This is a genomic window from Embleya hyalina (assembly GCF_003967355.1).
In the GTDB taxonomy this organism is placed as follows: domain Bacteria; phylum Actinomycetota; class Actinomycetes; order Streptomycetales; family Streptomycetaceae; genus Embleya; species Embleya hyalina.
Genome location: NZ_BIFH01000063.1, coordinates 28,275 through 43,657, shown reverse-complemented (window position 1 = coordinate 43,657; position 15,383 = coordinate 28,275). Strand labels below are relative to the sequence as shown.

Below are 15,383 nucleotides of genomic sequence, written 5' to 3'. Positions count from 1 at the left end.
CCCCCACCCAACTCGCCCCACACCCCCACCCCACCCAACTCGCCCGACTCCCACCCCCCGACGCACCCCGCACCCCACCCCCGCCCCCCCTGCTTACGAGCCCATCTCCCCGCCCCCCACGTCGCCCACCCCCGTGCTTCGGGCTCGGGTGCTGCGAGACTGGTTTCATGCGCATCGTTGTACTGGCCGGCGGTATCGGCGGGGCTCGGTTTCTTCGGGGGCTCAAGGCGGCCGTTCCGGAAGCGGAGATCACCGTCGTCGGCAATACCGGGGACGACATCCACCTGTTCGGGCTGAAGGTGTGTCCGGACCTCGACACCGTCATGTACACGCTCGGCGACGGCATCAACGAGGAGCAGGGCTGGGGGCGTCGGGACGAGTCGTGGAGCATTCGCGAGGAGATGGCCGCCTACGGGGTCGAGCCGACCTGGTTCGGGCTCGGCGATCGGGACTACGCGACCCACATCGTGCGGACCCAGATGCTCGGCGCCGGGTATCCGCTGTCGGCCGTCACCGAGGCGCTGTGCGCGCGGTGGCAGCCGGGGGTGCGGCTGATCCCGATGAGCGACGATCGTGTCGAGACGCACGTGGTGATCGATGATCCGGACAAACCCGGCACCCGCAAGGCGGTGCATTTCCAGGAGTATTGGGTGCGCCTGCGGGCCGCGCCCACGGCGCACGCGATCGTGCCGGTCGGGATCGAGACCGCCAAGCCCGCGCCCGGCGTGCTGGAGGCGATCGCCGAGGCCGACCTGATCCTGTTCCCGCCGTCGAACCCGGTGGTCAGCGTCGGCACCATCCTGGGCGTGCCCGGCATCCGGGAGGCGCTGGTGGCCGCCGAGGCGCCGGTGATCGGCCTGTCGCCGATCATCGGGGGCGCCCCGGTGCGCGGCATGGCCGACCGGGTCCTGGAGGCCGTCGGCGTGGAGACGAGCGCGGCGGCGGTCGCGCAGCACTACGGCCCGGGTCTGCTCGACGGCTGGCTCGTGGACACCATCGACGCCGCGGCCGTGCTGAGCGTCGAGGCGGCCGGCATCCCGTGTCGGGCGATCCCGCTGTTGATGAGCGACGTCGAGGCCACCGCCGAGATGGCCCGGGCCGCGCTCGCGCTCGCGGACGAGGTGCGGTGATGGGCGCCCCGCCGAGCGGCTACTCGATCCTGGGCGTGTCCGGACTGCCGGAGATCGGCGAAGGCGCGGACCTGGCCGCGCTGATCGCGGACGCGGCGGCCGGCCCGGACGGCCCCGGGCTGCGCGACGGCGACGTGCTCGTGGTCACCTCGAAGATCCTCAGCAAGGCCGAGGGGCGGCTGCTGCGCGGGGTCGATCGGGAGAAGGTGATCGACGCCGAGGCGGTCCGCCTGGTCGCCCGCAGGGGGTCGACCCGGATCGTGCAGACCCGGCACGGCTTCGTGATGGCCGCCGCCGGTGTGGACGCCTCCAACACCGAGTCGGGCACGCTGTTGCTGCTGCCCGAGGATTCGGACGCCTCCGCCCGGCGGTTGCGGGCGGCGCTGGCCGAGCGGTCCGGCGTGCGGGTGGGCGTCGTGGTGTCGGACACCTTCGGCCGGCCGTGGCGCAACGGGGTCACCGACGTCGCGATCGGCGTCGCCGGACTGGCCGCGGTCGACGACCACCGGGGCCGGATCGACACGCACGGCAACGAGTTGGCGGTGACGATCACCGCCGTGGTCGACGAACTCGCCGCCGCCGCCGAACTGGTCAAGGGCAAGGCCGGCGCCGTCCCGGTGGCGGTGGTGCGCGGCCTCGCACACCTGGTCACCGAGGCCGACGGGGCCGGAGTGCGGCCGCTGGTGCGCGACGCCGAGAACGACATGTTCCGACTCGGTACCGCCGAGGCGGTCGCCGAGGGGGCCCGTACCGCGATCACCGCCCGGCGTACGGTGCGCGCGTTCACCGACGAGCCGGTGGATCCGGAGGCGGTGCGCCGCGCGGTGGCCGCCGCGATCACCGCGCCCGCGCCGCATCACACCGTGCCGTGGCGCTTCGTCCTCCTGGAGACCGCGCCGGCCCGGACCGCCCTGCTCGACGCGATGCGCTCCCGGTGGGTGGCGGATCTGCGCGCGGACGGGCTGGACGAGGAGCGGATCGCCCGGCGCGTGGGGCGCGGCGACGTGTTGCGCAACGCGCCGTACCTGGTGGTGCCGTGCCTGGTCACCGACGGCGCGCACGCCTACCCCGACCCGGTGCGCTCGCGCGCCGAGCGGGAGATGTTCACCGTCGCGGCGGGCGCCGCCGTACAGAATCTGCTGATCGCGCTGACCGCGGAGGGCCTGGGGTCCGCGTGGGTGTCGTCGACGATGTTCTGTCCGGACGTGGTGCGCGCCACGCTCGCGCTGCCCGCCGACTGGGACCCGATGGGCGCCGTCGCGGTGGGCCGGCCGGCCGAGCCGCCCCGGGAGCGTCCGGCCCGCGCGGCGGACGACGTGATCGTGGTGCGCTGAGCGCGGCGCCGGAGGACGACGACGGCGAAGGCGACGGAACCGGGACACCCGGACACCCGGACATGGCGAAGGGGTGGGCTCGCGACGGGCCCACCCTTTCGCCGCGGTTCACCGCGGTTCGTCACCGCTCGGCGCTGCCGGCCCGGAATCGGCGGGCCCACACCGCCGCCGACGTCGGGTCGACGGCGGCGTCCGGCCGATGTCCGGGGGCTTCACGCCTGGTCAGTAACCCTGCGTCCCGCCGCCGCCGACGGTCGGCGGAGCCTGCGGGCGCGGCGGCGGGATGTGCCCGCCGCCCGGGGCTCCGGTCCGCCCAGGAGTGGGCCGCATACCGGGGCCGGGGTAGGGCGGAGGCGGCGTCTGCGGCAGATCGGCGGACCCGTGGCCGCCGGGCGGCTCGACCTCACCGCGCCAACCGCCGGTCTCCCGGCCCCGCTCCTCCACGAACGTCTTGAAATGCTCCAGGTCGCCCTTGGTCCGGCCGCGGACGAAGCCGAGCTTGTCGCCGACCGTCTCCACCAGGCCGTCCGGGTCGAACTCCATCTGGAACATCACCCGGGTGTGCACGTCGTCGAGCCGATGGAAGGTGACCACACCCGCCTGATGCGGGCCGTCCACGGTCTTCCACGCGACCCGCTCGTCGGGCCGCTGTTCGGTGATCTCGGCGTCGAACTCCCGGGTCACTCCGGCGATTCTGGTCACCCAGTGGGTGTGTGTGGCGTTGATCTGGTCGATCCGTTCGACCCCGTTCATGAACCGCGGGAACTCCCGGAACTGGGTCCACTGGTTGTAGGCGGTGCGGACCGGCACGTCCACGTCGATCGAGTGCTGGACGGTCGTCACGAGCACTTCCTCCTCGTTCTCGGTGTCGGTTCCGAGCTGCCGTGCTGCGCAGCCGGGTCCTTCACCCGAACGGCTGCCCGAGGCTTCGGGGGACAAACGTGGCGCCCACCGGGGGACGACCGGTCACAGGGTCCTGCCGGTGAAGTGCGGGCGCGGGGCGTAGCGGGGCGCCCGGCGCGGGACCTTGACCCCCGACATGCGGATCAGCAGCGCGGCCCGGTGCCGGTTTCCCCCGTAGCAGGCCAGGAGTTCGAGCATTCCGGCGTCGTCCACGGCGTGCCCGGCGAGCGCGAAGCCGATGGTCTTGGGCAGGTGCAGGTCGCCCACGGACAGCGCGTCGGGGTCGCCGTGCGAGCGCTGCATGGTCTCGGCCGCGGTCCACACCCCGATCCCGGGCACCAGGCGCAGCAGCCGGGCCGCCTCGGGGTGCGACACCTCGGTGGTCGCCTCCAGGCGGCTCGCCACCCGGGTCGCCTCGATCACGGTCCGCGAGCGGCGCCCGTCCACCCCGGCGCGGGCCCAGTCCCAGGACGGGATCAGCGCCCAGGTGCGCGCGTCGGGGATCACCCGCAGGCCCGCCGGCGCCGGGCCGGGCGGGGCCTCGCCGTACTTGCCCAGCAGCAGCCGAAAGGCCCGGCGCGCCTCGATCGTGGTGACCTTCTGCTCCAGGATCGACGGCACCAGGGCGGCCAGGACCAGCGCGCTGCGCGGCATCCGCAGGCCGGTGTACCGGCGTTGCGCGTCCCGCACGATCGGGTGGCGGGCGACGAGCGCGGCCGGGTCGTCGTCGGCGCCGAGCAGCGCCGGCAGCGCGTGCAGCTGCCACCGCGCGCCCGGCCCCCACGCGCTCGCCTCGATCTCACCGGTCGCGGGTCGATCGATCACGCGCAGCGTGCACGGCCCTTCGGGGGTGCGCGAGGTACGCCACACCGAGCCGTCGGTGCCCGCGTGGTACGTCGGATCACTGTGTCCCCGGCGCAGTTGGCCGAGGGTGAGCCGGAGATCGAGGGCGAACCCGGGTCGCCACACGCGCCGGTGGGCACTGGGGTGCAACGGGCTCTCCTCGGGGTCCGGGTTCGGACCGCCACGGTACCTTCCCGGTTTTGTGCCGATGTGCGCAGAGCAGACTTCAGCTATGCGGGTGATGGCGTTCGGCACCTATGACACGACCGTCCACCCCCGGGTGGGAATCCTCATCGAGGGCTTGCGGCGGCACGGCATCGAGGTGGTGACCTGCAACGTTCCGCTCGGTCACATGGACGCGGGCCCGATGGTCCCGCCGCCGTCGACGCATCCCGGGATCCCCCGCCAGCGAATACGGCACGCGCGGTGCATCGCGGAGTTGGTGGCCAAGGCGCGGCGCGCGCCGCGGCCCGACGTGGTGATCGTCGGCTATCAGGGTCGGCTCGACATCCAGATCGCGCGGCGGTTGTTCCCAGGGGTGCCGCTGGTGCTGGACCACCTGGAGAGCGTGGACGACGTGGCCGATCGGCTGGGCCACGCCGCCCAGGCCGAGCTGCGCAAGGTGGACCGGATCGAGCAGGCGGCGATCGCCGCGGCGCGACTGATCCTGGTGGACACCGAGGAGCACCGCCGCGTGCTCGCGCCGCCGCAACGGGATCGGGCCGTGGTGGTGCCGATCGGGGCCGCGCCGATGTGGTTCGACGCGGGGCGGGCGGCGGATCGGCGGGTACCCGCGCCCGAGGGTCCGCTCGTCGACACGCCGGCCGAGCGGGCGGGCGAACGCGCGGCCGACCTCGAGTCGGACTTCCGGCCGGGCGAGGACCTGCGGGTGATCTCGGTCGGGCTGTACTCGCCGGTGCAGGGCGCGCCGGTGATCGGCGCCGCGCTCAGTCGGCTGGACGGCTATCCGATCACCGTGACCATGATCGGCCGCGGCCTCCAGGCCCAGCGCACGAAGGACCTGGTCGGGCCGAACGCGCCCCGGGTGACCTGGCGGACCTGGGTGCCCGAGGCCGAACTGCCGCGCCTGGTCGCCGCGCACGACGTGTGCCTGGGGGTGTTCGGCACCGGCGCCAAGGCGTTGCGGCTGGTGCCGAACAAGGTCTTCCAGGGCGCTGCGGCGGGGTGCGCGGTGCTCACCTCGGACACCGCGCCGCAGCGCCGACTGCTCGGCGCGGCCGGGTTGTTCGTGCCGGCGGGCGACTCCGACGCGCTGGCCGACGCGCTGCGCCGGCTGGCCCAGCATCCGCCGGAGGTGGCCCGACTGCGCGCGGCGGCGGTCGCGTTGGCGCGGGAGCGGTTCGTCCCGGAGGCGGTGGTCGAGCCGCTGGTGGAGCGCCTGCGGGAGATCGTCGACAAGGGCGCACGGTAGGCCCGCCCGCCGCCGGCTCCGAGGCCGCGGTGCCGTCCGCGCGCCGCCGTCAGCCCAGCCGCACGGCCACGTCCTTGCGGATCGCGGGCAGTTGCTCGTAGAGCGCCTGGCCGGGGCACTCGGTGTTGAACGCGTCCCGATGGCCGGAGATCACGTCGAAGGAGTGGGTCGAGCCCTTCGGATAGCGGCTGCCGCTGTCGGAGGAGGTCAGCGTGACCCGGCCGGCCGGGTCGCGGTCGTCGAGGCCGAGTTTCCAGGCGATCAGGCCGGACAGGGCGATCAGCATCGGCCCGGGCGGTTCGGCGCCGGTGTAGGTGCCCATCGCGGCCACGCCCATGCTGTCCGTGTTGAAGCCGAGCGTATGCGCGCCGAGCACCGGCTTGTCCACGCCGCCGGCGCGGCCCTCGAAGACGGTGCCGCACCGGTCGACCAGGAAGTTGTAGCCCACGTCGGCCCAGCCGTTGGTCTGCACGTGGTAGCGATAGATCGAGCGGATCACCTTGGCCGAGTCGCTGCACGGGAAGTCGTTGCCGTCGGCGGTGTGGTGCACGAACGCGGCGCGCACGGTGCCGGTGTACTTGAACTTCGTGTCCCGTAGCGACTCGTCCGCGCCCCAGTCGCGACGGGCCACGATCGCGGGCCGCTCGGCGCGGCCCTTGACCCGATCGGGCCGGGTCGTGCGCGGCGGCACGCGGTCGACGATCGACTCGCCGGGGTCCACGAGTTCGGCCCGCAGGTCCGCCGGCAGCGTCCCGTCGAGCACGCCCACGCGGATCTGCACACCGTCGGAACGACCGGTCCAGAACGGCTCGGTGCCGCCGCGGACGCGACCCTCGTCCGGCCCGATGCCGTCGCCGCTCGCGTGCAGCGCGTGCCAGGGGCTCCACACTCCGCCGGCGCGGGTGCGTACGTGCACGACCACACGCGCGCCCGCGGCCGGGTCGGGGTCGGCCCAGGTGACGCCGAGCAACGAGAAGGCCGCGGTGTCGCGTTCGGCGGTCAGTACCCCGGTCCGGCCCTCGCGGGGCGCGGCGACGTCGGACTCCTGTTCGACCCCGGTCAGCGGCAGGGTGATCGTGGTACCGGGGGTGCTCGGTCCCGCGTCGGCCCGCGCGGGAGGTCCGACGAGCACGGTCGGCACGGCCAGGGCGACGATCGACAGCACGATTCTGGTGAACACGGGCGGGCCCTCCATCGTGGGCGGTGGAGTCGTGCTGGTGCCCGATCCCACTACAACGCTTATACCAAATGCAGCAATTACACCCGTTTGTCGTATGAATTCGTGCGCTCGATAGGCTTGGCGCATGCCCAGCACTCCGGTCGATCAGTTGCGCTCCGCGCTCGCCGCCGACTCCGCGCGGCCCTTCACCACCTTCTACGACGACGCCACCGGCGAGCGGGTCGAGCTCTCCGTCGCGACGTTCGACAACTGGGTCGCCAAGACGGCGAATCTGCTGCGCGACGACCTCGCGGTCGAGCCCGGTGCCCGGGTGTCGCTGCTGCTGCCCGCGCACTGGCAGACCCAGGTGTGGCTGCTCGCCGCGTGGTCGCTCGGCCTGGCGGTGACCTTCGACGGCGATCCCGCCGACGCCGACGTGGTGGTGTCCGGCCCCGACACGCTCGACCGGGCGGCGAGTTGCCCCGGCGAGCGGGTCGCCCTGGCCCTGCGGCCGATGGGCGGGCGCTTCCCCGAGCCGCCGGCCGGTTTCCTGGACTACGCGGCGGAAGTGGCCGGACACGGCGACCGGTTCGTGCCCGACGGCTCGGCGCGCGCCGACGCGCCGGCGCTGATCGAGGCCGGCCGCGAGCACACCGCCGGCGACCTGGCCGCGTCGGGCGAGGCCGCCGCCCGGGAGTGGAACCTCGGCCCCGGCGATCGGTTGCTCACCTCTTCGAGCTTCGCCCGAACGGGTGGATTGCGGGCGGGCCTGCTCGCGCCCCTGGCCGCGTCCGTACCCGTCGTCGTATGCCGCCACCTGGACGAATCCCTGCTGGATCGGCGAATCGAGGCGGAGCGCGTCACGCGCGCCGTCACCCGTTCCGACGACTAGTCCATGACAAGACGGGTCGGGCTGCGCTTTCGTGGCCCCGACCGCCCGTAGTGCCGTGCCCGGCGGTCCCTCAGCAGGCGGGGAGGCGTGGGGTTCATGGACGTGTGGGATCACCTGTACCGGTCCGAACGTGCGCCCGAACCCGACCCGCCCGAACCGGCGGCGTGCCCGGAGTACGAGTCCACGCCGGTCGACGCCGCCGCCGGTCGGGCCGCCACCCGGCGCGCGCGCCGCAGGCGCAACCGGCGGCGCCGGGTGTTCCTGCCGATCGGGGTGGGCATCACGCTGATCCTGCTGACCGGCGTGTCGGCCGCCTACGTCGCGTATCAGCGGCTCGACGGCAACATCAAGACCGACCCGGTCGACGGCAAGCTCAACGCCGACCGTCCCGACGTGGGCGGCAACGGCAAGGGCAAGCCGATGAACCTGCTGATCATCGGCTCGGACTCGCGGGCCGGCGAGAACCGCGCGCTCGGCGGCGGGGGCGACATCGGCGAGCGCTCGGACACCACGCTCCTCGTGCATCTGACGTCCGACCGCGAACGCGCGGTGGTCATGAGCATCCCGCGCGACCTGCTGGTGACCGTGCCCTCGTGCGTAACCGGGGACGGGTCGCGCTCGGCCGAGCAGCGCGGAGTGATGTTCAATTCGGCGTTCGAACTCGGCGGCGCGGCCTGTACGCGCAACACCGTCGAAAAGGTCACCGCGATGCGCGTGGACCACCACATCGTCGTGGACTTCGCCGGCTTCAAGGGCATGGTCGACGCGGTCGACGGGGTGGAGATCTGTCTGCCCAGGACCGTGCAGGACCGCGAGGGCAACATCTCGTTGTCGGCCGGCCGGCGCAAGGTGCACGGTCGGGAGGCGCTGGACTACGTACGGCTGCGCCACGACGTCGGGCTCGGCGGCGACGGCAGCGACCTGGGCCGGATCAAGCGGCAACAGGCGTTCGTGGCCTCGATCGCCAAGCGGATCCGCAGCGGCGACACGCTGACCAGCCCGACCCGGTTGTTCGCCCTCGCCGACGCGCTGACCAGGTCGATCCGGGCGGACGAGGGCCTGGACTCGGTCTCCGCGCTGGTCGATCTCGCACGCGGGATGCGCGACCTGGAGACGAGGAACATCACTTTCGCGCAGATCCCGGTGTACAACCCGCCGGGCGACAACAACCGGGTCGCGCTGATCCAGCCCGAGGCCCGGCGGTTGTTCGACGCGATCAACCACGACGAGCCGCTGGACGGTCGGCGCAGACCGGGCGTGGAACCGGCGCCCGCCCCGGTCCCGCCCGCGGGTGGGGCGGTCCCGGCCGGTGCGCCCGCGCGAGCACTCGGCGGTCCGGGCGCGGCTCCCGCGTCCGCCCCGCCCCCGGCCGGTGCCGGTGCGATCGATCCGGTGAAGCCGCCGGTGAGGGCCGACACCCGCAACGGGGACCAGGACATCTGCAAGGCGAACTGACGGCGCGTCATCGCGGCTGCGGGCCGGCGCCCCACCTGGGGGCCGACCCGGGGGGTCGCGCACGATAACGTGCCGGCAGCCGTGCGGGCCGGGGCGGCACGTGGTGTTGCGACGGTTCGGCGTGACCTGTGTCACACGCACAAGGGTGCACGCAACTCGAAGAACCGGCGCCACGTCTATCAGTGCAACGGCCGCCCCACGCGCGGTTCGTCGCTTGATGAGCGTTGGGCGCCTTGGGGAAAGAAGCAGACACGACGTGAGTGACAGCGAACGGGCCGGCAAGCAGGCCGGATCCGGTCGGGACGCGAGCCCGGAAACGGCGCCCGAGACCCCGACCGAACCGGACATATCCGCGACTCCGCCTCCGAACGGACCGGCGGAGGCCCCGGAGGCCGGCGACGCGCGGGACGCGGAGGCGCCGGGCGCGGACGCGGTGACCCCGGACGCGGCCGCCTCGGGCGCGGACGCGGCCCCCGCGACGCCGACTTCGGGTGCGGCGACCGGGCCCGACACCGCCGAACCGGTAGGCGAATCCGCGGCGGCCGACCCCGCACCGACACCGGGCACGGAGGACGTCGCCGCGACCGGCGATGCCGCGGAGGCGGGCGAGGCCGGCGCGATCGCGGCGGGCAAGGCAGGCGAAGCGGGCGAATCGGGCGAAGGCCCGGCGGGCAACTCGGGTGAATCGGGCGAGGGTTCGGCGGGCGAGCCGAGCGGGGGCACGGCGACCGAGGGCGCGGCGGCCGAGGTGGCCCCCGGCGCGGCGGGCGCGACCGGGCCCGCCACCGTCCCCACCACCACTCCTCCCCCGGCGGCCGGCGACCCGCTCACCGCCGCCGTGGCCGCGATGGCCGCCGACGGCGGCAAGGCGGCCGACCGGCGGACCCGGCGCGACCGACGCCGCCGGGTGTACAAGCGCATCCTGATCGGCGTCACCGTCACCGTGGCCCTGAGCCTGGTCGCCGGCAGCGTCGTGGTCTACACGCTGTACCGCAAGCTGGACGGCAACATCACCACCGAGGACCTGACCGCGAAGCTCGGCCCGGAGGCCGAACGCCCGCAGGTGGTGGCGGGAACGCACGACGCCGCCAACATCCTGATGATGGGCTCGGACGACCGCAGCGGCGACAACAAGCAGTACGGCGACGTCGGCGAGGGCACCAAGCGCTCCGACACGACGATCCTGCTGCACCTCGCCGCCGATCGGAAGAGCTCGGTCGCGGTCAGCATCCCGCGCGACCTGATGGTGGACATCCCCTCCTGCGTGCGGCCGGACGGCAGCAAGTCGCGGGCGTACCGGGACCAGTTCAACCACGCGTTCGAGATCGGCGGCGCCGCCTGCACGATCAAGACCATCGAGCAGATGACCAAGGTCCGGGTCGACCACCACATCGTGATCGACTTCTCCGGCTTCAAGGACATGGTCGACGCGGTCAACGGCGTCGAGGTGTGCCTCAGCCGCCCGATGCGCGACACCGCGGCCAAACTCGACCTGCCGGCCGGCAAGCACAAGCTCGACGGCGAGCAGGCGCTCGGCTACGTACGCGCCCGCAAGAACGTCGACGACGGCAGCGACACCCAGCGGATGACCCGACAGCAGCGTTTTCTGGCCGCGCTCGTTAAGAAGGTCAAGGTCGGCGACATGCTGACCCAGCCGTGGAAGTTGTACAACCTCCTCGACGCCGGAACCCGGTCGATCACCGCCGACCCGGGACTGAGCTCGCTCAAGGAGCTGATGGACCTGTCCGACAGCATCAAGGGCATCCCGAACGACAAGGTCGCGTTCCTGACCGTGCCCCGTCAGCCGTACCGGTTCGACACCGACCGGGACGAACTGGTCCAGCCCAAGGCGGACCGGCTGTTCGACGCGATCCGGTTCGACCGGGTCGCGGTCGGCGCGGGCGTCAGCGGCAAGGACGAGAACGGCTTCGAGAACAACGGCGAGGTGCGGATCGAGCAGCCGGCGACCCCGCTGCCGTCCACGCGCACCACGATCGACGAGAACGGCGAACGGGTGACCGTCACCCCGACCGCCCCGGGCAAGGGCACCACCACGCGGTCCCCCGCCGGTGCCACGTCGTCGGCCACGGCCGGGCCGTCGTCGACGACGTCCACGCCGAACCCCACGTCGACCGCCGGCATCCCGTCGACCCAGCCGACCACGCCCGCGGACACGAGCCCCATCGTCACCGTCTCGGGACGAACGGCGGAACAGGACGTGTGCGCGGGCTGATTCATCGACACCGCATCAGGGAGAGCCGGGGACGTCGCGGACCGCGACGCCCCCGGCAGGTCGCCGGAGGGGACGCCACACATGGGCACGGACGCGGAGACCGGAACCGGGGGACCCACGGCACCCGGTGCACGGGACGGACGCAGAAAGAGCACGGTGAAGAAGCGCCTCAAGTGGATCGCGATCTCCGTGGTCGGTGTCCTGCTGATCCTGGCCGGCAGCGCGTACGGGTACATCCGGTACCTGAACGGGAAGTTGCACCACACCCAGATCACCGCCGACAAGAACAACCGACCACCGGCGTCCCCGAAGGACGCCCAGGGCCGAAGTCCGATGAACATCCTGCTGATCGGCAACGACAGCCGGATCGGCGAGGGCCGGCGCTACGGCGCGGAGGGGCACGAAGGGCTCGCCGACGTGGCGATCCTGATGCACCTGTCCGCCGACCGTTCCAACGCCACGCTGGTGAACATCCCCCGGGACACGATGGTGGACATCCCGCGATGTGAGATCGGCAAGGGCAAGGACAAGAAGGTCACCGAGGCCCGGTTCGGCCAGTTCAACGACAGCTTCCGCAGCATCGGCGCGCCGTGCTCGGTGGCGACGGTGGACCGGATGCTCCAGGTGCGCATCGACCACTACGTCGAGGTGAACTTCAAGGGAGTCCGCGACCTCACCGACGCGGTCGGCGGCGTGCCGATCTGCCTGGACGCGCCGATCCACGACCCGGTCCTGTCCGGTCAGCGCGGCGGCACCGGACTGGACCTGCCGGCCGGCCCGAACACCCTGAGCGGCAACGACGCGCTGCAATTCCTGCGCGCGCGCCATGCGTTCGGCGACGGCAGCGACCTGGCGCGGATCGAGGCGCAGAAGGTGTTCCTGGCGTCGCTGGCGCGCGAGTTGAAGAGCAACGCGAAACTGACCAACGTGGACGGCATGTTCCGGATCGCCAACAGCGCGGTCGGCGCGTTGACCGTCGACAACGACCTGGCGGGCGTGGACAAGCTGATCGACCTCGCCGACGAGATCAAGAAGGTGCCGGAAAAGCGCATGGCGTTCACCACGCTGCCGACCGAGACCTACCGGCCCGCACCGGATCAGGTCCAGCCCAGACGGCCCGCCGCCGACAACCTGTGGGCCGCGATCCGCGCCGATCGGCCGTTGACCGCGGGTGATCCGGCCACGGATCCGCCGCCCGCGCCGGTGACCGAGACGCCGGCACCGCCGCGGACGATCGCACCGTCCGACGCGGCGCAGATCCGGGTGACGGTGGACAGCGGGAGTGCGCGGAAACGAATCGCCCCGGTGGTCGACGCGCTCAAGCGGCTGGGTTTCAAGGCGACTTCGGGTACGTCCATGCCGGACGGGCGGGAACACGCCAACAGTCGGATCACCTACCCCGAAGGCAGACAGGAACAGGCCAAGGCGATCGCCGCGGCGCTGAACCTGCCGGAAACCGCGCTGGAGGCGGCCCGTTCGGGGGAGACGACGATCAAGCTGCTGATCGGCACGGATCTGCCCGACGCGGACACCGGCGGCAGCGGCGGCGCGCCGACGGGTTCGGCGACCGCCGGGCCGGAGCGGGCGCCCGAGCCGCCCAAGGCCGCCGACCTGAACCTGGAGACGGCCGACAACACGAAGTGCGCCTCACCGCGCCGGAAATGACCGGTGCCCGGTCGAGGGGGCAGGCCCGACGTGCGGATCAAGACGCTTGTGCGTGCTCCTCCTCGACCGGTCGACGACCGGTCCATGACCGGCTGTCGACCGACTGACGACGGATCGGGAACGGTCGGATCAGGTTTTTGTACCTTTTCCGATGATTCGAGTGTCAGGACTTCGCAGTCTCGGTGACCATGGCGAGATCTCGCCGGTTATGGTTGCTGCTTCATACCGACCATCACTTATCACCGTCGGGTTCCGTGTGGGTGGCTCCGGAACCCCGGTGTCGCCAAGAGGACCGTGCACAGCCGGGGGGACCGTGCGGCGGGTACAGCCGGAGGGGATCTCGGCGTGAACAGAGGGAACGGGCCGCATCGTGGCGCGCCCGGGGACAACGATCCCCTGGGCGGCATGGACGACGCGGACGTCGCGGACATGTGGGTGATGAACCCGGACACCGGCAGCTTCGAGCTGCGGGCGCCGGGCGGCGGTGCGGTCGATGCCCCCGGCACGACCCGGCCGCGCACCTCCGGGGCGGCGGGTACGTCCGAGGGCCGGCGCCGGCCGTCGGCGGTGGAGGCCGCCTCGGGCCGGGGCACCGGCTCGGATCGGGGCGCCGACGACGTGCCGGCGGCGGCGTCGCGTCGGCGCGGCGCGGGAACGGCCCCCGCCGGGCGCGCGGGCGCCCGCAACGCCGCCGCGGGCAAGGACAAGGCCGCGCCCAAGAGCAAGGTGAAGAAGCGGCTCAAGTGGATCGCGATCACCGTGGTGGGGCTGATCGTGGTGCTGGCCGGCACGGCGTACGGCTACATCAAGTATCTGGACAGCAAGATATCCACCACCGCGAAGAACGCGGGCAGCGAAGGTGTCCCCAAGGCGGAGGAGGACGCGTTCGGGCGCAGGCCGCTGAACATCGTGCTGATCGGCAACGACAGCCGTAAGGGTCTCGGCAAGAAGTACGGCGCGGCCGAGCACACCGAGGGCCTGGCCGACGTGACGATCCTGATGCACGTATCGGCCGACCGCAGCAACGCGACGCTGGTCAGCATCCCCCGCGACACCATGGTGCAGATTCCCAAGTGTGTCGTGGACGGCAAGACGTATCCCGCCTCCAACGGGCCGCAGTCGTTCAACGAGAGCCTGGCCAACGGCGGTCCGCCGTGCACGGTGTCCACGGTCGACAAGATGCTCGGGGTCCAGGTGGATCACTACATCATGATCGACTTCACCGGCGTGAAGAAGATGACCGACGCCGTCGACGGCGTGGACATGTGCATCTCGGAGCCGATCAACGACCCGGTGCTGCCGAACCAGGGGGGCGGCACCGACCTCAAGCTCGACGCCGGCGACCAGAACCTCAGCGGCGAGACCGCGCTGAAGTTCCTGCGCGCGCGGCACGCCTTCGGCGACGGCAGCGACCTGGCCCGGATCAAGGCGCAGAAGGCGTTCCTGATGGCGCTCACCCGCAAGCTCAAGAACAGCGCGTCGCTGACCAACGTCCAGGGCATGTTCAAGATCGCCAACATCGCGGTGGAGTCGCTGACCGTGGACAAGGGTCTCGGCGGCGTGGACAAGCTGATCTCGCTGGGCAACCAGTTGAAGAAGGTCCCCGAGAAGCGGATGGCGTTCACCACGCTGCCGGTCGAGGAATACCCGCCGCTGCCCAAGGTCAAGGTGCAGCCGAAGCAGCCCGAGGCCAACAACCTGATGGCGATGCTGCGTACGGACACCGCGGTCACCAAGGACGACAAGCCCGCGGAGCAGCAGCCGGGGACCACACCCACGCCGGAGGCGCCGAAGGTGGACCCGGCCACGCTCAAGGTCGACGTGCGCAACGGCAGCGGGGTCAACAAGCGGGCCAACGAGGTGGCGGCGGACCTGGTCGGCCGCAAGTTCGTCGCGGTCAGCGCGGGCAACGCGAAGGACGGCAAGACCCACCCGACCAGCTCGATCACCTACCCCAAGGGCCGCCTGGACGCCGCCAAGGCCCTGGCCGCCGCGACGGGCCTGCCCGACAGCGCCCTGACCGAGAGCACATCCGCCGCGGTGACCCGCTTCGAACTCCTGATCGGCAAGGACTACCCGGGCACCGCCCCGCCCAACAACGCGGCCCCGCCCACGGAACCCCCCAAGAACATCGACATGGAAACAGCCGACAAAAACGTCTGCGCACCCAAGAAAAACCGATAACCACCCCACCCACGGCCGCGCCTCGTCCCCCGACAGGAGGAAGAGGCGCGGCCGTCCCACGCCTGCCGGCCGGGCGGCCGGTGCCTGGCGGGCGTTGCCGGGCGAGAGGAGAGCCGGACGCCGGGGGGAAGCCGGATACCAACGGAGCGGGGC

At 72.3% G+C, this 15,383-nt stretch carries 10 protein-coding genes and 1 pseudogene; 8 read left to right on the top strand and 3 right to left on the bottom strand.

Annotated elements, in window-relative coordinates; genetic code table 11:
* The first annotated feature begins 167 nt into the window (after positions 1-167).
* Both cofD and EMA17_RS50150 read left to right on the top strand, forming a co-directional pair.
* Positions 168-1,130: a 2-phospho-L-lactate transferase gene (gene cofD / locus EMA17_RS50155; RefSeq protein WP_126643899.1), complete on the top strand. Its 963-nt coding sequence runs from the start codon at positions 168-170 to the stop codon at positions 1,128-1,130.
* Entirely contained in the window at positions 1,130-2,464 is a 1,335-nt protein-coding gene (locus EMA17_RS50150) for a coenzyme F420-0:L-glutamate ligase (RefSeq protein ID WP_126643898.1), read from the top strand. The genes cofD and EMA17_RS50150 overlap by 1 nt, the downstream gene beginning before the upstream one ends.
* A gap of 399 nt (positions 2,465-2,863) precedes the next feature.
* On the opposite strand, the pseudogene EMA17_RS50145 reads toward EMA17_RS50150, so the two are convergent.
* Together EMA17_RS50145 and EMA17_RS50140 are read right to left on the bottom strand one after the other, a co-directional pair.
* Positions 2,864-3,307 (bottom strand): annotated as a pseudogene (locus EMA17_RS50145) (SRPBCC family protein); the annotation flags it as partial.
* A 123-nt stretch (positions 3,308-3,430) separates the two neighbouring features.
* Entirely contained in the window at positions 3,431-4,360 is a 930-nt protein-coding gene (locus EMA17_RS50140) for a DNA-3-methyladenine glycosylase family protein (RefSeq protein WP_126643896.1), read from the bottom strand.
* Between the two features lie 82 nt (positions 4,361-4,442).
* Here EMA17_RS50140 and EMA17_RS50135 point away from each other — a divergent pair, with 82 nt between their 5' ends.
* A complete protein-coding gene (locus EMA17_RS50135; RefSeq protein WP_218043281.1) occupies positions 4,443-5,642 on the top strand; it encodes a glycosyltransferase family 4 protein in 1,200 nt (399 codons plus the stop codon).
* Between the two features lie 49 nt (positions 5,643-5,691).
* Here EMA17_RS50135 and EMA17_RS50130 read toward each other — a convergent pair whose 3' ends face one another.
* Entirely contained in the window at positions 5,692-6,822 is a 1,131-nt protein-coding gene (locus EMA17_RS50130; protein ID WP_246127443.1) for a peptidoglycan recognition protein family protein, read from the bottom strand.
* Between the two features lie 124 nt (positions 6,823-6,946).
* On the opposite strand from EMA17_RS50130, the gene EMA17_RS50125 reads away from it, so the two are divergent.
* The 5 genes from EMA17_RS50125 (at position 6,947) to EMA17_RS50105 (ending at position 15,230) form a co-directional block, all read left to right on the top strand.
* Positions 6,947-7,693, top strand: coding sequence for a TIGR03089 family protein (locus tag EMA17_RS50125; RefSeq protein ID WP_126643894.1), 747 nt, complete (start codon positions 6,947-6,949; stop codon positions 7,691-7,693).
* 96 nt (positions 7,694-7,789) lie between these two features.
* On the top strand, positions 7,790-9,148 hold the full coding sequence (locus tag EMA17_RS50120) for an LCP family protein (RefSeq protein WP_126643893.1): 1,359 nt from the start codon (positions 7,790-7,792) through the stop codon (positions 9,146-9,148).
* A 256-nt stretch (positions 9,149-9,404) separates the two neighbouring features.
* The gene (locus EMA17_RS50115) at positions 9,405-11,381 is read left to right on the top strand and encodes an LCP family protein (protein WP_246127440.1); all 1,977 of its coding nucleotides are present in this window, start codon (positions 9,405-9,407) and stop codon (positions 11,379-11,381) included.
* 156 nt (positions 11,382-11,537) lie between these two features.
* Positions 11,538-13,046, top strand: coding sequence for an LCP family protein (locus tag EMA17_RS50110; RefSeq protein ID WP_160161882.1), 1,509 nt, complete (start codon positions 11,538-11,540; stop codon positions 13,044-13,046).
* Positions 13,047-13,391: 345 nt separating this feature from the next.
* On the top strand, positions 13,392-15,230 hold the full coding sequence (locus tag EMA17_RS50105; RefSeq protein WP_126643891.1) for an LCP family protein: 1,839 nt from the start codon (positions 13,392-13,394) through the stop codon (positions 15,228-15,230).
* Positions 15,231-15,383 lie beyond the last annotated feature (153 nt).